Below are 21724 nucleotides of genomic sequence, written 5' to 3'. Positions count from 1 at the left end.
GGCTATGGCGAGGCGCGGCAACGCAGTATGGCGACACCAGACGCCGCTAAAAAATGAACAGTATTGGTGAGACAGGACACCCAATGGGCGAGTTTGAGCTGATCCGCAACTTCTTCGCCGCCGCGCCCTGTGCGCAAGGCGGCGAAGGCGTTGCCCTCGGGATCGGCGATGACTGCGCCTTGCTGGCTGTTCCCCCCGGGGAGCAGTTGGCCATTTCCACCGACACGCTGGTTGCCGGTGTGCATTTCGCAGACCCCTGCGACCCGTTTCTGCTCGGTCAGCGCTCGCTGGCTGTAGCCGTCAGCGATCTGGCCGCCATGGGCGCCACCCCCATTGCCTTTACCCTTGCCCTGACCTTGCCGGCGGTGACTACCGATTGGCTAGAGGCCTATGCCCGTGGTTTGAACCTCATGGCACAACGCTGCGGTGTGGCGCTGGTAGGCGGCGATACCACCCGGGGACCGCTGAGCCTGACCATGACCGTGTTCGGTCGTGTGCCGGCCGGCAAAGCGCTGACCCGTAGCGGCGCGCAACCCGGCGACTTGCTTTGCGTTGGCGGTGAACTGGGCAACGCGGCGGGGGCTTTGCCACTGGTGTTGGGTCAGCGAACCGCTGACGCAGCCGTTGCCGAGCCGCTGCTGGCGCATTACTGGTCACCGCAGCCGCAATTGGCGTTGGGCCAGGCATTGCGTGGCAAGGCGACCTCGGCGCTGGACATCTCCGACGGCTTGCTCGCCGACTGCGGCCACATCGCGCTGGCGTCGCAGGTCGGTATTCAGGTGGAGCGGAGTAAGCTACCCGTGTCGGCGGCGTTAGTGGCATTCCTCGGTCAAACGGATGCCGAAATGGCAGCCTTGAGCGGTGGCGATGATTACRTGCTGGCCTTCACCTTACCGTCCGTCGAGATTTCTTCGTTGCTGGCCGACGGCTGGCCGATCCATGTGGTCGGGCGTGTGGTGACGGGGCAGGGCGTGGCACTGCTGGATGCCGATGGGCAAGACATCACCCCGAAAACCCGGGGCTATCAACATTTTCGGGAGACACCGTGACAGATCATCCCAAACAGGTCCCGGCGGAATTCGTACCGCCGTCGGTCTGGCGCAATCCCTGGCATTTTCTGGCGTTCGGCTTCGGCTCGGGCACCCTGCCAAAAGCACCGGGCACCTGGGGTTCGTTAGTTGCGCTACCCTTTATCCCGTTGTGGCAAATGCTGCCCGACTGGGGTTACTGGCTGATGCTCGGTATCACCATGTTGTTCGGCTTCTGGCTGTGCGGCAAAGTGGCCGATGATTTGCGCGTGCACGACCACGAGGGCATTGTCTGGGACGAGATGGTCGGAATGTGGATCACCCTGTGGCTGGTACCGGAAGGTTGGTACTGGTTGTTGGCGGGTTTCTTGATGTTCCGCTTCTTCGACATTCTCAAGCCCTGGCCGATTCACTGGATCGACCGGCATGTGCATGGCGGCGTCGGGATCATGCTCGACGACGTGTTGGCAGGCGTATTTGCGTGGTTGGCAATGCAAGGACTGGTATGGATTTTCGCCTGACGGGCGAAGCAAGGGGACTTGGATGGCTCGGCGCTGGTTGGCGGTTTTTTTTGCAATGTTTTACTCACTCGCCCAGGCGGGGGATGCCGCGCCGACGCCGTCTGTGATTCATCTGGCCAGCGAAGAATGGGAAGACTACACCGCCGCTGACGGGCATGGCCTGGGCTGGGATGTGTTGCGGGCTGTCTTCGAGCCGGCCGGGGTCAAGCTGGACTTGCGCACCGAACCTTACACCCGCGCCGTGGGCCTGGCCCAGCGCGGTGAAGTGGATGCCTGTGTCGGTTCTTACCATGACGAGGCCAGCGATGTGCTTTATCCACGCTGGAATTACGATACCGATCACATCTACGCCCTGGGCCTGACCAGTAATCCTGCAGCGAGCCTGGAGACCCTCGGCAACTATCGGCTGGCCTGGGTCCGCGGTTACGAGTACCAGAAGTACCTGCCCAATGTGCAGCGCTATAACGAGGTCGTGCGGCGCACCGGCATTTTGTCGATGCTGACCCACAACCGCGCCGACTTTTACATCGATGCGCTGACCGAGATCGATTACATCGTCAAACGGGCCAAGGATCCTTCCCAGTACCGCCGTACGCATATCGCTGAACTGCCGCTGTACCTGTGCTTCGCCAATACACCCGAGGCTCGGAAGTTGATGGCGTTGTTCGACCAGCGCATGGATCTGCTGGTGAAAAGCGGCGCACTGAAACCGATCTTCGAGCGCTGGAAACAGCCTTACCCGTTCGACGCGAACTGAACACTAACCGTGTAGCAGCTGGCGAAGCCTGCGTCCGGCGGCGAAGCCGTCGTAAATTCAGGCAGCACGGTGTATCAGACTGATCGAGTGGACAGGTTTCACGACGGCTTCGCCGCCGGACGCAGGCTTCGCCAGCTGCTACAGAGTGTGCGCACACCGGGCGTCAGGCGCCTGAGATCTAACTTTTTGATCGTTATGCACCATAATTCAGCCTAAGCGTCCGTAGGAACCTGCTGTTACAATGCCGCGTCTGCGAATCTCCAGCACTTATTGATCAGGAGCACACCGGTGCCTGTCGTTTTTGTCGCCGCTTCCAAGCTGCCAACGCCTTTTGCGCTATTCACCATGCACGGCTTTCTCGATGAAGCCACCGGCCGCGAGCACGTGGTGCTGAGCCTGGGTGAGTTTGCCGACGGTGCCCCGGTACTCGGCCGGTTGCACTCCGAATGTCTGACGGGTGATGCCTTGTTCAGCCAGCGCTGTGACTGCGGCTCGCAACTTGAAGCCGCCTTGCAAGCCATTGCCCGTGAAGGCCGTGGCGTGTTGCTGTACTTGCGTCAGGAAGGCCGTGGCATTGGCCTGCTGAACAAGATCCGCGCCTATGAATTGCAGGACGGCGGTGCTGACACCGTTGAGGCCAACGAGCGCCTGGGCTTCGCTGCCGACCAGCGTGATTACGCTATATGCCTGCCGATGCTTGAGCACCTGGGCGTGAAATCCCTGCGTCTGATGACCAACAACCCGCGCAAGGTCAAAGCCTTGACCGACATGGGCATCGTGGTCGCCGAGCGCGTGCCGCTGCACACCGGCCACAACCCGCACAACAAACTCTATCTGGCCACCAAGGCCAGCAAGCTCGACCACATGATGGGCAACGAGCATCAGGGCGAGGCGGATCGGGCGTGACTCGCGGTCAGATTCGACGGCGTTTGTCGTTCAATTGGGGGCAGTACCTGGCACTGGCGTTGTTGCCTCTGTTGGTGATCAACGGTGTATTTGGCCAGAGCGATGCGATTCTGCCGGTGCTGGCGATGCCGTTGTTCATCGTCGGTGTGGCCTCGATGTTTGTAAGCCTGAAGTTTTTTGGCGGCTACAAACACGCCCTGATCGCCACCCAAAAAGCCCTCGACACGCCTGAGGAACCCGCCGCCTGGATCGCCCTGGCCGCCAAGCGGCGTAGCGCGTTCCTGGCGGCTGCATTGCCTGCCTGGATTGGTGCGTTGGCGGTGTTCGTTGGCCTCGAGGCGGTGCCGTTGATGCTGCTGGCGCTGTCGACCGTGGTGCTGTTCTACCTCTACCGTATCCCGCGTCAACTCGGTTGATGCTTCGAGCCTGGCTGGCGGTTCTGCTGCTGGCCGTCAGCGGCTCGGCGGTTGCCGTCGGGCGGGTTGTCAGCCTGGCGCCGTCCCTCTCTGAAATCGTGGTCGAACTGGGTTCAGCCGACCTGCTGGTGGGTGTGCTGGATGCCGGTGAGCGTCCTGCCGAGCTTGAACACCTTCCTTCGGTTGGCCGCTACGGTCAGTTGGACATGGAGCGCTTGCTCAGTCTCCAACCCGATTTGCTGCTGCTCTGGCCGGGCAGTGTTGGCCCGGCCCAGCGTGAACAGCTCAAGCGGCTGAACATCCCCACCTACGTCGCCGAACCTCACACGCTCGACCAACTCGCTGCGCAAATGGAAGCGATTGCCATGCAGCTCGGCCGGCCCGAACGGGGCGTAAAGTTGGCTGCCGACCTGCGCCAAAAGCTGGATACCCTGCGTCAGCGTTATCGACGGGATGAGCCATTGCGGATGTTTTATCAGGTCTGGGATCGACCGCTGTACACCGTGGGTGGCGGGCAGATCATCAGTGACGCGCTAGAGGTGTGTGGGGCGAGTAACGTGTTTGCCGACCTGACGCTGCCCGCGCCGCAGGTCAGTGTCGAGGCGGTATTGCAACGAAATCCCGAGGTGATTCTGGCCAGTGATCAGGCCCAGCTCGATGCGTGGAAGGCCTGGCCGCAGGTGGCGGCAGTGGCGCATGGGCAATTGCTGTTGGTGACGGATATAGGGTTGGAGCGGCCGAGTGGGCAGATGGTCGAGGCGACGGCCAAGTTGTGCCGGGTCATTGCGCCGGACCGGTGAGACCGAGGTGCATTCATCGCGGGCAAGCCCGCTCCCACAGGGTTTTGTGCCGTTCTCAGATCAAGTGGGAGCGGGCTTGCCTGCGATGAGGTCCGCCTAGACACAGCTGACTTCAGGTCAGATCTCGGGTGTCCAGGTCACCCCAAACAACCACGCCCGACCTTCCTCACGATACCCAAACTGACTGTCTTCATGGCTGTACATCGCCCGGCTATAGCTTTTATCCAGCAGGTTATCGAGCTTCATCTCAAACTTGATTTCACGATTGAGTTCCCAGCTGCTGCGCAACCCTAACAAGCCGTAGCCACCCAACGACTGTTGATTGTTCAAGTCGTCATAGCTACTGCTGACCGCTAGCCAACTGGCGCCGAGGCCCAGGCGATCAAATTGTCGATCCAGATCCAGGCTCAACGTACGTCGTGCACGACGGGCGAGGGTGTGGCCGGTATCGCGGTCGCGCGGGTCGATGAACGCTATACCAAGGTTGCTCTGCCAGCCGAACATTTCCTGTTTCAGCGCTGCTTCGAAGCCATTGATCCGCGCCGAGGCCACGTTCTCTGGCTGCGAGTTACTGCCGAAAATAATCGCGTCTTCAAGATCGATGCGATACAGCGAAGTTTCCAGGCGACTGGTTTCTGTCAGCTGGCTGCGCCATTGCAGCTCATAGTTTTTCGACGTTTCGGGTTTCAAATCCGGGTTGCTGAAATCCGGGTAGTACAAGTCATTGAACGTCGGCGCACGAAAGCCTTCGCTGTACGTAAGCAGCACAACGTTGTCAGGGTTCAGCGGCAGGGTGAAGGTACCGCTCCAGCTGTTCTGGCCGCCAAACTGCTGGTTCTGGTCGCGGCGCAGGCCCAGTTCGGTGGAGAAACTGTCTGCCTGAAAGTGATGCTGAACAAAGGCGGCACGGTTCCAGCGGCTGTCTTCGTCGAAGGGCGTGCTGCTGTTGATCCGGTCTTCGTACCAGTCACCGCCCAGGATCAGGCTGTTGCGCTCGGTGAGCGTCAGGTCGTTTTGCCAGTTCACCGAGTCGCGGTAGGTGTTGAAGACGCTGCGCTCATCGCTGAGCTTGTCGAGGGTCTTCTCGCGGTTTTCGCTGTGGCCGAATTCGACGCGGGTCTTCCAGGCATTGTTAACCCGTGCGTCGACGTAACTGCTGACGCTGCTCACCTCGAAATCGCTGTAAGGCTGCTGCTGGACTGACTCGAAAGTGTTCAGGTCAAAGCGACCAAACGGGTTGTCGAACTCGCTTTTGCCTCGGTTATCCAGCACATTGGCGCCGATTTCCAGGTCGTCGGTGAGCGCGTGGCTCAGGCTGAAACTGACCGATTGATTGCGGTACTCATCATGATCGCTGTCGCTGGGATATGACTCGTGCGTGCGATTGATCCCGGCGGTTTCATTGAGGCTGGCGCCGAGATTGAAGCGGGTTTTCTCATCGCCACCGGACAGACCGAGGCTGCGTTCCCAAGTCTGGTTGCTGCCAAATCCCACGTGCATCCGCGGTTGCAGGCCTTGTTCGCCGCCGCGTCGGGTGAAGATTTGAATCACCCCGCCAATGGCGTCACTGCCATAAAGCACCGAGCGGGAGCCGCGCAGCACTTCCACGCGCTCGACCTGCTCGATGTTGATGTGTTGCAGGTTGCTGTCGCCCGAGGTCGAATTGCCGATGCGCTGACCATCCACCAGCACCAGGCTTTGCGCCGACTGGGTGCCGCGAATGTAAACCCCCGGCAGACTGCCGAGCCCGCCGGTTTGTGCCACTTGCACGCCAGGTACCCGTTTGAGCAAATCGGTGATGCTGTACGGTTGCAGACGGTCGATGTCTTCGCGGGTGAACACTGTATTGGCGGCACTGCTGTCGTTGCGCGCTTCGACCTGGCGGTTGGCGGTGATCAACACATCGGGCAGTTTCAACGCTTGATCGCGTTCGAAGGTGTCGGCCAGCAGTTGACCGGCCGGCAGCAGGGTCAGCGTCAGGGCGAGGGGGGAGAGTTTCATCGGGCAGTCCGTGGTATTTCGGGGTAAGCACAAATCAAATGTGGGAGCGAGCCTGCTCGCGATGACGGTGTGTCAGTCAAAGAATTGTTGACTGGCAGTCCGCTATCGCGAGCAGGCTCGCTCCCACAGGGGATGCGTTTAGAGGTTCAGCAGTTGCAGGCGCTCGCGAATAGAGGCTTCTATCCCGGCCTCGTCCAGCCCGCACTCGGCCAGCATCTGCGCAGGCTTGGCGTGTTCGACGTAGAGGTCCGGCAAGCCCAGGTGCAATACCGACTTGAGGATATTTTCGCGGGCGAGGAATTCGCTGACCGCACCGCCGGCACCGCCCATGATTGCGTTTTCTTCGACGGTTACCAGCAGCTCGTGGCTGCCGGCGATTTCGCGAACCAATGCTTCATCCAGCGGTTTGACGAAACGCATGTCGACCACTGTCGCATCCAGTGTTTCGGCGACTTTGAGTGCTTCGGCCAGTTGCACACCGAACACCAGCAAGGCGACTTTGCTGCCCTGACGACGAACAATGCCTTTGCCTATTTCAATCGGTTGCAGGTCTTTCTCGATGGTCGCATTCGGACCCGAACCACGAGGGTAACGCACCGCCGCCGGGCCGTTGTAGAGGTGGCCGGTGGTGAGCATTTTACGCAGTTCGTTTTCGTCGCTCGGGGTCATCACCAGCATGCCGGGGATGCAGCGCAGGAACGACAGGTCGAAGCTACCCGCGTGAGTCGGGCCGTCTTCGCCCACCAGGCCGGCGCGGTCGATGGCGAATAACACGTCGAGGTTTTGCACCGCCACATCATGCACAAGCTGGTCGTAACCGCGTTGCAGGAACGTCGAATAGATCGCCACCACCGGTTTAGCGCCTTCGCACGCCATGCCGGCAGCGAGGGTCACGGCGTGTTGCTCGGCAATCGCCACGTCGAAGTAGCGCAGCGGGAAGCGCTCGCTGAACGCCACCAGGTCGGAGCCTTCCTTCATGGCGGGGGTGATACCCACCAAACGCGGATCAGCAGCGGCCATGTCGCACAGCCACTCACCGAATACACCGGAATACTTCGGCCCGCCGGCTTTCTTCGGCGCAGCGGCCGGTGCGTCCAGCGGTTCAAGTTTAGTGATGGCGTGGTAGCCGATCGGGTCGACTTCGGCCGGGGCGAAGCCCTTGCCTTTCTTGGTGACGACGTGCAGGAACTGCGGGCCTTTGAGATCGCGCATGTTGCGCAAGGTGGCGATCAGGGTCGGCAGGTCGTGGCCGTCGATAGGGCCGATGTAGTTCCAGCCCAACTCTTCGAACAGCGTGCCGGGAACCAGCATGCCTTTTGCGTATTCTTCGGTACGACGGGCAATTTCCCAGGCGCCGGGCAGGCGCGACAGGACCTTTTTGCTGCCCTCGCGCATGCTCGCGTAAGTGCGGCTGGAAAGGATTTTCGCCAGGTAATTCGATAGTCCGCCGACATTGCGCGAGATCGACATGTCGTTGTCGTTGAGGATCACCAACATGTTGGCGTTCACTTCCGGCGCGTGGTTCAACGCCTCGAACGCCATGCCGGCGGTCAGCGCGCCATCGCCGATCACGGCAATGGCCTTGCGATCACTGTTCTGCAGGCGGGCGGCAATGGCCATGCCCAGCGCTGCGCTTATCGAGGTGCTGGAGTGGCCGACGCCAAAGGTGTCGTACTCGCTCTCGGAACGGCGCGGGAACGCCGCAACGCCGTCCTTCTGGCGCAGTGTGGCCATGCGCTCGCGACGGCCGGTGAGGATTTTGTGTGGATAAGCCTGATGACCCACGTCCCACACCAGCCGGTCGTCCGGGGTGTCGAAGACGTAATGCAACGCGATGGTCAGTTCGATGACGCCCAGGCCTGCACCGAAATGCCCACCGGTCTGACCGACCGTGTAGAGCAATTCCAGGCGCAACTCATCGGCCAGGGTTTCCAGCTCGGCTTCGCCTAACCGGCGCAGGCCGTCCGGCGTGTTGGCACGGTCGAGCAGGGGCGTGGTCGGGCGCTTGCGGGGAATCTCATGAAACGTCGTGGGCATCAGGCGAATCGTTATAGGTATAAAAGATGCGGCAGTTTACCTGATGCATCGCCCCCTGCCCACGCGTTGCTCTTAACTTGGCTGATACGCTGTCAGCTACGCCGGTCGACGATGTAGCGGGCCAGATCGCGCAAGGGCTCGGCGGCCGCGTCAAACTGTCGCAGCGCGTGCAGGGCTTGATCGCGCAGTTCCAAGGCATACGCCTTGGCCGCGTCGAGGCCGAGCAGCGCCGGGTAGGTTGGCTTGTCGCGAGCGATGTCGGCGCCCTGGCGTTTACCGAGGGTTTCGGTATCGCTTTCAACGTCGAGAATGTCGTCCTGCACCTGAAACGCCAGACCAATGGCCTGGGCATAGGTCTGCAAGGCTTTCAGCTCGTCCTCTTCTGCGTGGCCGCTGGCCAGGGCGCCGAGTTTGACGCTGACTTCAATCAGCGCGCCGGTCTTGTGCCGGTGCATGTACTCAAGGGCTGTTTGATCGAGCTTCAGGCCGACCGAGCCGAGGTCGATGGCTTGACCGCCGACCATCCCCGCCGGGCCTGCCGCGACGGCCAAGGCGCTGACCATCTGCAATCGGATCTCGGCGTCCGCTCCGTTCAGGCGCGGGTCGAGCAGGGCGCTGAACGCCAGGCTCTGCAAGCCGTCGCCGGCAAGAATTGCGCAGGCTTCATCAAATTTCTTGTGAGTCGTCGGCTGGCCGCGCCGCAGGTCGTCATCGTCCATGGCCGGCAAATCGTCGTGTACCAGGGAATAGGCGTGAATCAGCTCCACCGCGCAGGCCGCGCCGTTGGCTTGCTCAGCCTTGCCGCCCAACGCTTCGCAGGCCGCATAAGCCAGCAATGGACGTACGCGCTTGCCGCCATTCATCACGCTGTAGCGCATGGCTTCATAGAGACGGGCAAGTTCAGGACTCGGTGCGTTGAACAGGGTTTCCAGCGCCGTGTTGACGCGGGCCTGGCTGGTCGCCGAATACGCTGAAATCATTCTGGCTGATCCGCTTCGAAGGGTTCCTCGGCCAACTCGCCATCACGCTCGAGCAGCACTTGAACCTTCTGCTCGGCCTGGGCCAGCGCCGCCTGGCAATCGCGAGTCAGACCGATGCCTTGCTCGAAAGCCGTCAGCGAATCTTCCAGCGACAGTTCGCCGTTCTCCAGACGCTCCACCAGCGTTTGCAGGTCAGCGAGCGATTGTTCGAAATCCAGTGCAGCTTTTTTGCGGGCCATGGCGGCGATTTCCGGTTGACGTTAAACCGGCGCGACACTAGCAGACATGGGGGTTATGGGCAAATGGGCAGGGTGTTTCGGCCGGCGACAACCGTTTCAGCAGCGACGCATCCGTTGTAGCAGCTGGCGAAGCCTGCGTTCGGCTGCGTAGCAGTCGTAAAACCAGTACTTGCGGTCTATCAGGCATACCGTGCAAGCAGGATTGACGACTGCTACGCAGCCGAACGCAGGCTTCGCCAGCTGCTACAGATTGCAGTTCGGCTGAACTCAGAGCTTATTCGGCTCATATTGTGAGCCGAATAAGGCCGCTATTCGGCTCACTGACTCAAATGTTCGTGACTCCCACCGCAAATCAAAATGGATCCGATTGTTAAAAATCTGCCAAATAGCTACCCTTCGCCCCTTCCAAGACCCATCAGTCACCGGGTCTTTCTGACGAAACGCAGCTTTTGGGTCTGTAACGCGCCGAGGATCGGGCGCAAGGTTTCGTTATGCATGGCAGGAGGCATCACATGCGTTCATTTCTATTGCTGGCGATGGGACTGGTCTGCGCGACCGCTGCCTGGGCCGAACCGACGGCTGAGCTCTCGGAACCGCTCGGCGGCTGGCGCTTTAACGGTCTGCTCGACCGCAGCGAAAACCCGCAAGTTGCCTATCCCACGCCGCCCATCGATCGGGGTGTGCAGCGTAATCGCACGATGATCGAGGGCCACCTCAAGTCCATCGGCACTCAACGCGGGCCGCACACGCTGGCGGTCAACGGCAATCCACTGAATCTGTACACCGACGACCAAGGGCGATTCGCCCGACCATATGCGTTTGGCGCGRGCTCCAACAGCGTCGAAGTGCGCAGTGCCGAAGGCCAGTCGCTCAAGCGTGTTCAATTCTATGAAGCCAACAACCTGCGCACGCCGGCACGGATTCGCGTGGTGCTGGGTTGGGACGACCCGAAAGCCGAACTCGATCTGCACATCATTACTCCTGACGGCCAGCATGCGTTTTGGGCTCACTCGGCGCTGACCAACGGCGGTGGCCTGGACCCGGACGGCGTCGATGGCCCCGGCCCCGAAATGTTCACCATGACCGCGCCACTGCACGGCACCTATCTGGTTTACGTGAACTATTGGGGCAACTTCGGCAGCGGCGGCTATAACTTCGAGGAGGCCAGCAACCAGAACGAGGTCATCACCTCGCAAATCAATCTGGTGCTCAACGAAAACACCGTCGACGAAAAACGCGAGACCTTCATCGTGCCCCTGCGCGCGATCGGTGACCTGCAGCTGGTCAAGACTTTCAACTATTAAGCATCCCGCACCACGGATGAATTGGGCGTTGTGAACATGAGCGAAAAGACTGTTTCCCCGGCCGCTGACGCACCTGCTGCCAAAGCTCCCCGCCGTTGGCCGGCGCTACTGGTCGGGCTGTGCCTGGTGGCCGGCTTGGCGGGCGGGTTGGGGTGGTTCATGCACAAGCCCAAGGCGCCACCGGCGGAGTTGGTCAGCGACAAACTGGGCATGAGCCGGCCCGACGGTCTGCTCGAAACCCACTCCTTGAGCCAGTTACCCAAGGACTTGCTGGCGGTACCATTCCTCAAGGAAACCCTCACCGAAGATTTCGTCTTCTATTACGAAGCCCATGTCGATCGCCTCGGCTTGATCGGCAGTCTGCGGCGGATCATTTACGAGCATGACCTGAAATTGCAGGACAGCCTGATTGAGCAGCTGTTCGATCAACCGGCCGACGTGGCGCTGTGGCGCGGGGCGGATGGCCGGCTCAAGGATTTCCTGTTGGTGATGGATCGCGGCGGGTTGGCCAAGGTGCTGGAGCCGCTGGCGAAAGTGGCGCTGGACGATTCGCAGCTGACCAGACTCAGTGATGTGAAAGTCGGCGCCGACGACGTGGCGCTTTATCAGCTCACCTACAACTACGGCAAAGCGCTGGTCTTCGCTTCCCATGGCGACAAACTGGTGGTGCTGTCCAATCCTTCCAAACTTTACGACCCGAGCAACGGCCCGGATGAACGTCCGGGTAGCGTTTCGACCCTGGCGCTGGCGGCACTGCTGAACGGCGACAAACTATTCCCCGAAGCGTTCGGCCTGCTACCGCGTACACCGGAAGTGAAACAACGTCTCTCGGTGAACTCCAGCGTTCTGGCCATGGGGTACCAGCGTTTCATCCCTAACTTCGCCGGGCTGCGTTTCGATATGGATGACAAAGGCTGGCACAGCTTCCTCGCCATGGATGAACTGGACGATCAGCCGGACTTCGATTTCAAACCGATCTGGCAAGCCATGCCGATGGGCGCCAGTGCCTGCGTCGCCTTGCCGCTCGCCGCCGAACAACAGAAACCGCTGCTGGTAAAACTCGGCGCCGAAGAGCCGGTGGCGCAGGCGTTGACCGAACACATGGCCGGCRCGGCGGGCTTGTGCTGGTACGCCGATTCGCGTCTCTATACACCGTTGCTGGTGGCCAACCTGAACGACGATGACAGCGCCAAACTCGACGGCGATCTGGGCAATCTGTTCGGCTCGATGGTCGGCGCCTTTGAGCCCAATGTCGAAGAACACGCGTTCCCGGTGGTCGAGAAGCAGGAAGGTCCAACCCACCAATGGCAGCGTCAGGTCAGCTCCAACTTCGGCCCCTACAAAGCCAAGGAGGCTGAAGATCCGGACGCCATCTCCGGCAAGGCCTTCATGAAAGTCAGCCTGGCCCGTCACGGCTCGACGCTGCTGTTCTCCCTCGACGACAAACTCTTGGACAAGGCCCTCGGCACCCTCGACAAACGCTTCCCGCCGATGGCCGACGTGGTGCCCAAAGACCTGCTGATGCCGTTCTACTTCGGCCCGGAGTCCATGGCGCAACTGATGCAACAGGAAACCCTCGACAGCCTGCCGCAGGACATGGAACCGGTGTTTTACAACGCCGCGCAAACCTACCTGATCCCGAAATTGCGCAAGCTCGGCGGTTACGGCAAGTATGCCCTGACCTTGCCCGAAGGCAGCGAGCCCGACGGCCACTGGCAATGGCTGCCGCTGGAATGGAAAGCCCTGTGACCGCACTCATCCGAGGCCTCGGTTTGCTGGTCATGCTGCTGGGTAGTCTCGCAGTCGCCACTGAGGCGCCACCGCTCGACGTGCAGCAATCCCAGGTGTTTCGCGCCTGGTTCGTGCGTATCGCCCAGGAACAACTGACCCAAGGCCCGAGTCCGCGCTGGTATCAGCAGGACTGCGCGGGACTGGTGCGCTTCGCCGCCAACGAAGCGCTGAAATTCCATGACGACAAATGGCTGCGCAGCAACGGCCTGTCCAATCGCTACCTGCCGCCGGAACTGCAATTAAGCGAAGCCCAACGCCGCCTCTCCCAGCAATGGCAGCAGGGCGGCGGCAAGGTCGGGCCGTACGTGAATGCGATCAAACTGATTCAGTTCAACAGCCATCTGGTGAGTCGAGACGTAGCGCAAGCGCGGCCCGGCGACCTGATGTTTTTCGATCAGGGCGACGACCAGCACCTGATGATCTGGATGGGCCGCTACGTCGCCTATCACACCGGCAGCACTACCCCCACTGACAACGGCATGCGTTCGGCAAGCCTGCAGCAACTCATGACATGGAAGGACACCCGATGGATACCCGACGCAGCCAACCCCAACTTCATCGGCGTCTATCGACTGAACTTTCTCTCCCAATGATCGGTGCCCGCATGTTGCGTTTCCTGCCTTTGCTGTTGGTTTTGGTGCTGCCTTTTTCGGCGGTCAACGCCGAAGACACCGTCGAGCCGAGCGGCTATACGCCGGTGGCCGGTGAAAGCTTTTTCCTGCTGGCCGACAGCAGTTTCGCCAGCGACGAACAGGCGATGGTGCGCCTCGAAGCGCCGGGTCGTGACTATCGCCGGTTCCGCATGGAACCATATGGCGGCGCCGACATTCGTGTGTACCGCATCGACAAGCCGCTGGATTTCCTCAAGCGCCAGAAGAACCTGCACCGCGTCGTCAGTGACGGTCAGTTCAAGGGCGAAGGCCTGTCGAATACCCTCGCGTACCTGTGGGACAACTGGTACCGAAAATCCCGTCGCGTGATGCAGCGGGCGTTTTCCTACGAGTCCCGCCAACAAGTCACCGAGGCAGTGCCGGAACTGAAGATGGGCACCGCAATTGCCGCGCCAACGCCTTACGACGCCCAACCGCAATTCGCACTGATTCCGGGCCTGCCGGTGGTCAGTCAATTCCGCTATCCGCTGTGGCAAGCCAAACCGATCCAGCCGCCTGAGGGTGTGAATCTGGCTGGTTCTTCCAGCGAGTTCGTCAGCGTCGCGCCGGGCAATGTGTACATCCCGCTGGGCAACCTGAAACCGGGGCTGTACCTGGTGGAGGCGCTGATCGGCAAGTACCGCGCGACGACCATGGTGTTTGTCTCGAACACCGTGGCGGTGAGCAAGATCGCCGGTGATGAGCTGGTGGTCTGGGCCGCGCGCAAACACGAAGGCAGTTCGGTGCCGAAGGTCAATGTGCTGTGGACCGATGGCCTCGGCGTGATGAGCAGCGGCGCCACCGATAGCGATGGTTTGCTGCGTCTGAAACACGTCAGCCCGGAGCGTTCGTTCGTGATTGGCGAGGACGAAGAAAGCGGGGTGTTTGTCTCCGAGAACTTCTATTACGACAGCGAAATCTACGACACCAAACTCTACGCCTTCACCGACCGGCCGCTGTACCGGCCGGGGGATTGGGTGTCGCTGAAAATCGTCGGGCGCGAGTTCAAGAATGCGCGGGATTCGGTGTTGCCGAGCGCTGCAGACGTCAACGTGACCGTGCTCGATGCCACAGGCACGGCGCTGCAATCGCTGGCGTTGAAACTCGATTCCAAGGCGGGCACCCAAGGTCGTTTCCAGTTGCCGGACAATGCGGTGGCGGGTGGTTATGAACTGCGTTTCAGCTACAAGGATCAGGCCTACAGCAGTGCGTTCCGCGTGGCTGAATACATCAAGCCGCACTTCGAAATCTCGCTGAACCTGGCCAAGCAGGATTACCGCACCGGCGAACCGGTGAAGGGCAGCCTGGTGTTGCTGTACCCGGACGGTAAACCGGTGGCCAATGCCAAGTTGAGCCTGAGCCTGCGCGCCCAGCAACTGTCGATGGTCGACAACGAACTGCAATACCTCGGGCAATTCCCGGTGGAGTTGACCAGCACCGAACTGACCACTGACGCCAAGGGCAACGCGACCCTCGACCTGCCGGCCGCCGAGAAACCGAGCCGTTACATGCTCACCGTGTTTGCTAGCGATGGCGCGGCGTATCGGGTCAAGACCACCAAGGAAATCCTCATCGATCGTGGTGCGGCGAGTTTCAGATTGAGTGCGCCGCAGCGGTTCAGTGCGGTGGGCGACAAGGTTGTCTTCAGCTATCAGAACGAAGGCGCCAACGAGCAGAGCAAAACCGTTACGCCGAGCAGCTACGGCTGGGTGCGTCTGGAAGACCAGAGCACTGGTGAAGGCAAGCTTGCCGCGAAGGACAAAGGCTTCACCGTGGCCTTCGACCGTCCGGGCACTTACAACCTGACGTTGAAAGATGACCATGGCCGCGTGATTGGCGCGACCGGTCATTCGGTCACCGGCGATGGCGTCAAAGCCGTGCCGGGCACCGTGGAAATCGTCCTCGATAAACCCGAGTACAAGGCCGGTGATGAAGCCTTGGCGTTGATCACTTTCCCGGAACCGATCAGCGATGCGCTGCTGTCGCTGGAGCGCGACAAGGTCGAGGCCACGGCGTTGCTGTCCAAGGGCGGCGACTGGCTGAAGATGGAAAAACTCAGCGACACCCAATACCGCGCGCGCATCCCGGTGAAGGACAATTTCGCGCCGAACCTGACCTTCTCCGTGCTGTACACCAAGGGTGGTCAGTACAGCTTTCAGAACGCCGGCATCAAGGTGATTGCGCCGCAAATTGACGTGGCCATCGTCACCGATAAAGAGGCGTACCAACCGGGCGATACCGTGTCGGTCGACCTCACCACGCAGTTCGCCGGCAAGCCGATTCCGGCGCACCTGACGGTCAGCGTGGTCGACGAAATGGTCTACGCGCTGCAACCGGAAGTCGCGCCGACCATCGACCAGTTCTTCTACCACCCACGGCGCAACAACGTGCGCACCAGCGCCAGTCTGTCGTTCATCAGCTACGACGTGGCGTTGCCGGGCAGCCCTGGCGCGCCGGGCAAAGCCAACCGCAGCGAGCGCGGTGTGAAAGTGCTGGAGCGGCCACGTCGTGAAGACGTCGACACCGCCGCGTGGCAACCGGAGTTGATCACCGATGCCAATGGCAAAACCCGCTTCACCTTCAAGATGCCGGACTCGCTGACCCGCTGGCGCATCACCGCCCGGGCCATCGCCGATGACGGTCAGGTCGGGCAGAAAAAACAGTTCGTGCGTTCGGAAAAACCGCTGTACCTGAAGTGGAGCGGGCCGACCAAATTCCGTAGCGGCGATAAGCCGAGTCTCGGTGTGTTCGCCTTCAGCCAGGCCGAGCAACCGGTCAAGGCTGAGTTGGTAATTCATTACGGCGGTGCCGATCAGCGTGTGCCGGTGACCCTAAACAACGGCATCAATTACATCCCGCTGCCGGCGTTCGTCTTGGCCACTGGCGAGTGGACGGCGGAGCTGGTGCAGGACGGCAAAATTGCCGATGCGCTGGCCGTGCGCCTGACCGCCACCGGTGAAGGTTGGCAGGTCACGCAAAGCCAAAGTCTGGACGTGGCCAGTGGTGATACGCCGCTGAACTTGCCGGTAGATGCGACGGATATTCGTCTGCGTCTGGATGACAGTCCGCAAGCGCTGTTCCGTTCGGCGCTGGATGATCTGTTGAGCTATCCGTACGGCGGCGTTGAACAAACGGCCAGTCGGTTGCTGCCGCTGAGCATCGCGTATCCAACCTTGGCGTCGAACCCGCAAATCCGTGATCGCTTGCGCCTGATCATGCAAAACAGCCGCTTGCGACTGGTGCAAATGGCCGGGCCTTTCGCGAGCTTCACTTGGTGGGGCATGGACGGTGAGCCGGATGCCTTCCTCACCGCTTACGCTTACTACGCCGACTGGAACGCCAGCAAGGTGCTGGATCTGAGCCTGCCGCCTGAGCATTGGCAGCGGGTGCTGGAGGTGTATTCGAAGCAGGCCAAAAACACCCCGTTGTTGCAGCGCGCGCTGATCCTGTCGTTCGCCAAACAGATGCAATTGCCTGTGAACACTTTGCTCAGTGGGTTGATGCACGACCTGGCGAAAGCGGGCGAGGGTAACGCTGCAAACCTGATGGAGGACGGTGAAGACAGCCTCGTCATGAGCGATCCGGATTCGGCGCTTGGCTTGGCGGCAGCACGTGTGTTAATTGCCTCGTTGGCCAAGCAATCGAAGGTCACTCTGCCGGACGCTTTCAATCGTCAACTAGTGGACGCGCAACAGCGTCTGGCGGTCAGTTCGCAGCCATTCGCCGAAGCCTTGAACCTTTCGCTGCAAACCTTCGATCAGGCCCGCGCGCAAGCCTTGCTGCAGCGGTTGTTGCCACAGCAATCGACACTGGAGCGCGCCCTGGCGCTGACCTGGTTGCAACGCAGCATCGAGCAGGCTTCGCCCACCATCGCATTAGCGCCGCGTGAAGGCTGGAAGAAAGAACACGGTGATACCGGTGAGATGTATTGGACGTGGCAGGGTGCTTCGCCAGTGCCGACCGTATTGTCGTTGACCGGGACGCAGGAACGGCCATTGCGTGCCGCGTTGAGCTACCAGACCCAGCAACCGGCAATCAATCCGATGGCCGTGACCATCACTCGTCGCTTGTCTCGATTGGTGCCAGGCGACGAAGCCTTCACCTTCAAACTCGAAGCGGTCGGCGCCCAGCCGTTGTCCAGCGACAGCCTGTATCTGGACGAAGTGATCATCACCAGCAAAGCCGCGAAACCGCTGCGTTACGGCATGCTCGAAGTACCGCTGCCGCCGGGCGCCGATGTCGAGCGCACGACGTGGGGCATCAAGTTGATGGGCAAGGCTGGCACCGAACCGACGGCGCTGGAGAAGGCGCGTTTCGAGCCGGGGCAAATGGCTTATGCGATTCCGGTCGATGCCTTGAGCGGTGAGTTGCGCTTGCGTCATTTGGTGCGCTTCTCGCAGAAGGGGCAGTTCAATCTGCCGCCGGTGCGGTTCACTCAAGTCTACGCGCCGCAACATCAGGCGCAGGAACAGAAGCCGGCCCTGGGCCAGGTCACGGTCAACTGACATGTCCCGGCCTCTGGTCTGGCTGCTGCTGTGTTTGATTTCTGCGCTGGCGATAGCGCAGGACGAACCACTGCGGCTGGGTTTCAAGGGTGAATTACTGTCGTTGAACCGGACTCGGGTGATTTCACGCGAACCGTTGCCTGCTGATTTTCAGGCGCCTTTAGGTAGTTTGTGGAAGTTGTTTGCTTACGCTTGGCTGGTGGATACCGGCGCTGAAGAATCGCCTTATAAATGTCGCGGGCAGTCAAAAGAAGAAGTTTATTGCTGCACGGCCGGCGGCAAAATCGAGCGCGATCAGGCGTTGGTGAAATCGTGCGGCTTGTACTTTGAACCGGCTCGTTTGGGCATCACCGCCGCCGACTGGCGCACGTATTGGCAAGCGCGACAGGCACCGGAGTGGTTGCTGGATTTGCCCTCATTAAAACCCTCTACGCGGGTTTCCGTCGCTGAGTTGCTCAAGGTGCTGGCGGTGATGCCGGCGCAGGATCAGGCGCGGCGGGTGTTGCTGGACGTGGTGCTCAATGCCGCTGATGGCAATGTTGTGGGTGAACTCGGTGGCCGGTTACGGGTGAAAACCTGGAGCTGGCTGGGGGATCAGGACCCCTCGTCGCGTCAGGGTGGGTTTGCCGGTTGGACGGCGGATGGCACGCCCATCTGGGCTGGTGGGCGCGGAACCAGTCAGCTGGTGCTTCGTCACTATGGCGCTGCGTTGGCATCGGTGTTGCCGACTGACGGGCTTTCAGACACGGGACGTTGTGTCGAAGTCGGTTTGTTTTCTCGCTATCCGATCGAGCGTGTTCTGGCGGGAGATCGTGTTGTTTCTTCCGGACCATTGCAGGGCGACTATCGCGTCGAATTCACCAACGGCAACCAACTCGATATCCATAGCGACGGCGAACTCTTTTTGTTTAAGGACAAGCTCGTCGCCCGACTGGATCGCGAAGAATACGTCGCGCGCGTCCTCCAGCGCGAAGCCAAACCCGAGCCCGCTGAAGCGGCCAAAGCCCTGGCTATCGCCATCCGCACCTACCTGCTGCAAAACGCCACCCGCAACGGCGACTGCCTGAGCATCGACGACAGCAGCAGCCGTCAACGCGTCGCCCCACGCCCGGCCACCCCCGAATCGCGCCACATTGCCGCCTGGACCAGCGACCTCGTGCTGGCCGGCAGCACCGTCACCTACCACTCCGATCAACCCGGCCCGGACAAACTCTCCTGGCAGCAAGCCATCGAACAAGCCAACGCCGGCCAGCGTTACGACGCCATCCTGCTGCACGCCTACCCACGCGCCAGTCTCAGCCGTTGGGACAATCCCGTCGCCTCCTGCGAAGCACTGCCCGCCGCGCAAGATTGGCTGCAAACCCAGCGCCGCGGCTGGCGTCCACGCCTCGAAAGCGAAGTCGGCTACAACGAAGTCAGCGCCTTCGCCGTCTGCCGCTTGGCTTTCGGTCGTCCCTACGTCGACCGCGAACGTCAACGCATTTACGTGCGCGGCGTGCTGTCGCTACAAGATCGCCTCGACCTGACCCACGAATACCTGCACCTGGCCTTCGAAGCACACCCCAATGGCCAGGATGAAACCTACATCGAAGGGCTCGCCCGCCACCTCTTGCTGGAATAGGCCATGAAACTCCGTTATCCACAGGTCATCCTGTTCCTTTGTTCTTTTTGCGCATTGCCGACGATTTTTGCGACCGACGCAGCCGTCAAACTCGACACCCCCGTCGGTGGCTGGCGCACTGGCACGCCTGAAGGTGAGGGCGAAAACTTCCGCCAGATCGTCAACTACCCGGCCTCCTCGGTGAACACCCCTGCGGGCCAAGCCAACACTGCGCGTATCAGCGGTCAGATCAAATCCACGCCCAAATCTGCGGATCCTGGTCGCCTGATCGTCAACGGCGTGAGCATGCCGCTGAAAATCGACTCGGCAGGGCGCTTTGATCGCCCGTTCTCGTTTCCCAATGGCAGTAACAGCGTTGAAGTGCGCAGCCCTGAGGGCCAGCAACGGCATCGCACGCAGTTTCTCAATTCCGGTGGTGGTGCCACGCCGGCCAAGTTGCGGGTGTTGTTGTCGTGGGACAGTGACAACACGGATCTGGACTTGCACCTGATTACGCCGGAGGGGGCGCACATCTGGTACGGGGACAGGGTTGCGCCAAATGGTGCGACGCTGGATGTTGATGTGACGACCGGGTATGGCCCGGAAATTTTCGCCATGCCTGCGCCGATCAAGGGGCAGTATCTGGTGTATGTGAACTACTTTGGCGGCGGCTATCGCAGTGATGAAGAAGGGCAGGAGTACGCGGTTCAACCGCTGACGACGGCGCAGGTAACAGTGATTACCGAGGAAGGGACGCCGAGCGAGAAGATGGAGACGTTTCTGGTGCCGATGCGGGCTGTGGGAGAACTGACACTGGTGAAATCGTTCAGTTATCCATGAAGAAGTGATTGTCCAGCGGGCTGCTGGACAACCAAAAATTCAACAACAGCTGTATTTCACTCGAATGCAAAAATCTTCTTCCAGTCCTTTTTCATGCTGATCACAGTCCAGCCCTCATTTTTCGCTTGGTTAAACAACGATTCGGTAAAGGTGCCCACCTTGGAATCCGCCAATCCTTGCGCCGGACCATAGGCGTACTCGCGATCGGCGTCGTCATGGAGCACCAACATCGCCAGTCGCGCACCTTTGCCGGCTTTGGTGTACTCCAGCATTTGCTTGTCACCGGTGGAGTTGCCGAAGGCTGCGTAAGGCTGGCGGCCGACCATCAGGTAAATGTTCTCGGCCTTGCCCGCATCGTTGTCGTTGAGCAGCATCTTGGGCAGCTTGATCAGCTCGGGTTTACCGCTTTTGTCGTAGCCATATTCGGTGGCCCCGGCACTGCCGACAACCTGTTCGGGAGGCACACCATAGGTCTCTTCGGCATAAGCGCGAACGAAGTCCTGACCGCCGCCGGTAACGATGTAGGTTTTGTAGCCATTGTCACGCAGGTATTGCATGACTTCCTTCATCGGCTTGTAGGTCAGCTCGGTAAAAGGGCGCTTCCAGCGAGGGTCACGGGCTTTGGCCAGCCAGTCCTGGACTTGCTGCTTGAACTCATCCGTGGGCATGCCGCTCAGGGTCACCATGGCAATTTTAAGAAAATCGTCAAGGGTCAGTTTCGCCATGGCGGAACGGTCCCCCGAGAGCACTGTCTTGAAGGGTTCTACCTGAGCCAACTCGGGCTTTGCCTCGACGGCGGCAGGCACGCGACTCAGGCAATAGAACAATTGGCTATAGGCCGGCTGTTCAACCCACAAGGTGCCGTCCTGGTCGAAGGTCGCGATGCGCTCGGCCGGCGCAACGAACTGAGCACCGCCTTCCTGGGTGGTTGCCTTGACGAATTCTACGATGGCTTGCTTGGCCGGCCCTTCATTCCAGGAAGGTAGCGGGTCGGCAGCGAACACGGCCGTCGACGCAATCAAACTTAGCCCAAGTACCGCAAGGGGTGAACCAAAACGTCGCCTGACATGGTCATCAGGGCGGTTGGCAGAGATGACGGAGCTCCAGGTACGCTGCACCAAAATCATGAATTTCATGATGATTACCCATGGTTGGATTGGTAAATCGTTGGCGGATACATGGCTGCTCACTTTGTCGATGACTACAGCAGTCAGTTGGGAACCAAGTGTAGGTGGTTTGGTAATAGTTGCTATTCAGGCCGGTTCCGCCTCCCTGTTGTCCGTTTGTAGGCTAGTTTTACCGGGTGTCTGGACGCCACGCACCTCAGCGATAGGTTAGTGGCGATGGAG

Annotated in this window: 17 protein-coding genes; 12 read left to right on the top strand and 5 right to left on the bottom strand. The window is 60.5% G+C overall.

Annotated elements, in window-relative coordinates:
* Positions 1-83: 83 nt before the first annotated feature.
* The 6 genes from thiL (at position 84) to AC1DSG_RS13175 (ending at position 4428) form a co-directional block, all read left to right on the top strand.
* Positions 84-1049, top strand: a complete 966-nt coding sequence (gene thiL / locus AC1DSG_RS13200; RefSeq protein WP_477791272.1) for a thiamine-phosphate kinase — start codon at positions 84-86, stop codon at positions 1047-1049.
* The gene (locus AC1DSG_RS13195) at positions 1046-1549 is read left to right on the top strand and encodes a phosphatidylglycerophosphatase A family protein (RefSeq protein ID WP_150782649.1); all 504 of its coding nucleotides are present in this window, start codon (positions 1046-1048) and stop codon (positions 1547-1549) included. The genes thiL and AC1DSG_RS13195 overlap by 4 nt, the downstream gene beginning before the upstream one ends.
* 22 nt (positions 1550-1571) lie before the next feature.
* Complete coding sequence (locus AC1DSG_RS13190; RefSeq protein WP_477791271.1) at positions 1572-2306, top strand: substrate-binding periplasmic protein; 735 nt, start codon at positions 1572-1574, stop codon at positions 2304-2306.
* A gap of 288 nt (positions 2307-2594) precedes the next feature.
* A complete protein-coding gene (gene ribA / locus AC1DSG_RS13185; protein WP_477791270.1) occupies positions 2595-3212 on the top strand; it encodes a GTP cyclohydrolase II in 618 nt (205 codons plus the stop codon).
* Positions 3209-3628, top strand: coding sequence for an MFS transporter (locus tag AC1DSG_RS13180; protein WP_477791269.1), 420 nt, complete (start codon positions 3209-3211; stop codon positions 3626-3628). The genes ribA and AC1DSG_RS13180 overlap by 4 nt, the downstream gene beginning before the upstream one ends.
* Positions 3628-4428, top strand: a complete 801-nt coding sequence (locus tag AC1DSG_RS13175) for a cobalamin-binding protein (RefSeq protein WP_477791268.1) — start codon at positions 3628-3630, stop codon at positions 4426-4428. Before AC1DSG_RS13180 ends, AC1DSG_RS13175 begins: the two co-directional genes overlap by 1 nt.
* 117 nt (positions 4429-4545) lie before the next feature.
* On the opposite strand, the gene AC1DSG_RS13170 is transcribed toward AC1DSG_RS13175, so the two are convergent.
* The 4 genes from AC1DSG_RS13170 to AC1DSG_RS13155 all read right to left on the bottom strand — a co-directional run bounded on the left by AC1DSG_RS13170 (position 4546) and on the right by AC1DSG_RS13155 (position 9685).
* Positions 4546-6429 (bottom strand): TonB-dependent receptor domain-containing protein, encoded by a 1884-nt coding sequence (locus AC1DSG_RS13170; protein ID WP_477791267.1) that lies wholly within the window; start codon positions 6427-6429, stop codon positions 4546-4548.
* 138 nt (positions 6430-6567) lie between these two features.
* On the bottom strand, positions 6568-8466 hold the full coding sequence (gene dxs / locus AC1DSG_RS13165) for a 1-deoxy-D-xylulose-5-phosphate synthase (RefSeq protein ID WP_477791266.1): 1899 nt from the start codon (positions 8464-8466) through the stop codon (positions 6568-6570).
* Positions 8467-8558: 92 nt separating this feature from the next.
* Positions 8559-9446: a (2E,6E)-farnesyl diphosphate synthase gene (gene ispA / locus AC1DSG_RS13160; RefSeq protein WP_477791265.1), complete on the bottom strand. Its 888-nt coding sequence runs from the start codon at positions 9444-9446 to the stop codon at positions 8559-8561.
* Positions 9443-9685, bottom strand: a complete 243-nt coding sequence (locus tag AC1DSG_RS13155; protein WP_056743654.1) for an exodeoxyribonuclease VII small subunit — start codon at positions 9683-9685, stop codon at positions 9443-9445. Before AC1DSG_RS13155 ends, ispA begins: the two co-directional genes overlap by 4 nt.
* A 512-nt stretch (positions 9686-10197) precedes the next feature.
* Here AC1DSG_RS13155 and AC1DSG_RS13150 point away from each other — a divergent pair.
* From AC1DSG_RS13150 to AC1DSG_RS13125, 6 genes are read left to right on the top strand one after another with little or no spacing between them, the layout of a single operon-like run.
* Positions 10198-10989 (top strand): YfaP family protein, encoded by a 792-nt coding sequence (locus AC1DSG_RS13150; RefSeq protein ID WP_477791264.1) that lies wholly within the window; start codon positions 10198-10200, stop codon positions 10987-10989.
* A 36-nt stretch (positions 10990-11025) separates the two neighbouring features.
* Positions 11026-12738: a DUF2138 domain-containing protein gene (locus AC1DSG_RS13145; RefSeq protein ID WP_477791263.1), complete on the top strand. Its 1713-nt coding sequence runs from the start codon at positions 11026-11028 to the stop codon at positions 12736-12738.
* Entirely contained in the window at positions 12723-13373 is a 651-nt protein-coding gene (locus AC1DSG_RS13140) for a DUF1175 domain-containing protein (RefSeq protein ID WP_477791262.1), read from the top strand. Before AC1DSG_RS13145 ends, AC1DSG_RS13140 begins: the two co-directional genes overlap by 16 nt.
* Positions 13370-17935, top strand: coding sequence for an alpha-2-macroglobulin family protein (locus tag AC1DSG_RS13135; RefSeq protein ID WP_477791273.1), 4566 nt, complete (start codon positions 13370-13372; stop codon positions 17933-17935). The genes AC1DSG_RS13140 and AC1DSG_RS13135 overlap by 4 nt, the downstream gene beginning before the upstream one ends.
* A gap of 1 nt (position 17936) precedes the next feature.
* Positions 17937-19556 carry a DUF2300 domain-containing protein gene (locus tag AC1DSG_RS13130; protein ID WP_477791261.1) on the top strand — a complete coding sequence of 540 codons (1620 nt, stop codon included), beginning with the start codon at positions 17937-17939 and terminating at the stop codon, positions 19554-19556.
* Between the two features lie 3 nt (positions 19557-19559).
* Complete coding sequence (locus AC1DSG_RS13125; RefSeq protein WP_477791260.1) at positions 19560-20375, top strand: YfaP family protein; 816 nt, start codon at positions 19560-19562, stop codon at positions 20373-20375.
* Positions 20376-20431: 56 nt separating this feature from the next.
* On the opposite strand, the gene AC1DSG_RS13120 is transcribed toward AC1DSG_RS13125, so the two are convergent.
* Positions 20432-21511, bottom strand: coding sequence for an HAD family hydrolase (locus AC1DSG_RS13120; RefSeq protein ID WP_477791259.1), 1080 nt, complete (start codon positions 21509-21511; stop codon positions 20432-20434).
* Positions 21512-21724: the final 213 nt, after the last annotated feature.

This window comes from Pseudomonas sp. P5_A12 (genome assembly GCF_056400685.1).
Note: the sequence above shows the minus strand (reverse complement) of the source record. Positions and strands in the feature narration are given on the sequence as shown.

What these genes read in the sequence shown, in the direction of transcription:
- AC1DSG_RS13175 (WP_477791268.1), top strand. Translation starts at nt 3,628, where the DNA reads ATGCTTCGAGCCTGGCTGGCGGTTCTGCTGCTGGCCGTCAGCGGCTCG.
- ispA (WP_477791265.1), bottom strand. Translation starts at nt 9,446, where the DNA reads ATGATTTCAGCGTATTCGGCGACCAGCCAGGCCCGCGTCAACACGGCG.
- AC1DSG_RS13120 (WP_477791259.1), bottom strand. Translation starts at nt 21,511, where the DNA reads ATGAAATTCATGATTTTGGTGCAGCGTACCTGGAGCTCCGTCATCTCT.
- AC1DSG_RS13155 (WP_056743654.1), bottom strand. Translation starts at nt 9,685, where the DNA reads ATGGCCCGCAAAAAAGCTGCACTGGATTTCGAACAATCGCTCGCTGAC.
- AC1DSG_RS13135 (WP_477791273.1), top strand. Translation starts at nt 13,370, where the DNA reads ATGATCGGTGCCCGCATGTTGCGTTTCCTGCCTTTGCTGTTGGTTTTG.
- AC1DSG_RS13170 (WP_477791267.1), bottom strand. Translation starts at nt 6,429, where the DNA reads ATGAAACTCTCCCCCCTCGCCCTGACGCTGACCCTGCTGCCGGCCGGT.
- AC1DSG_RS13125 (WP_477791260.1), top strand. Translation starts at nt 19,560, where the DNA reads ATGAAACTCCGTTATCCACAGGTCATCCTGTTCCTTTGTTCTTTTTGC.
- AC1DSG_RS13190 (WP_477791271.1), top strand. Translation starts at nt 1,572, where the DNA reads ATGGCTCGGCGCTGGTTGGCGGTTTTTTTTGCAATGTTTTACTCACTC.
- AC1DSG_RS13140 (WP_477791262.1), top strand. Translation starts at nt 12,723, where the DNA reads ATGGAAAGCCCTGTGACCGCACTCATCCGAGGCCTCGGTTTGCTGGTC.
- AC1DSG_RS13130 (WP_477791261.1), top strand. Translation starts at nt 17,937, where the DNA reads ATGTCCCGGCCTCTGGTCTGGCTGCTGCTGTGTTTGATTTCTGCGCTG.
- dxs (WP_477791266.1), bottom strand. Translation starts at nt 8,466, where the DNA reads ATGCCCACGACGTTTCATGAGATTCCCCGCAAGCGCCCGACCACGCCC.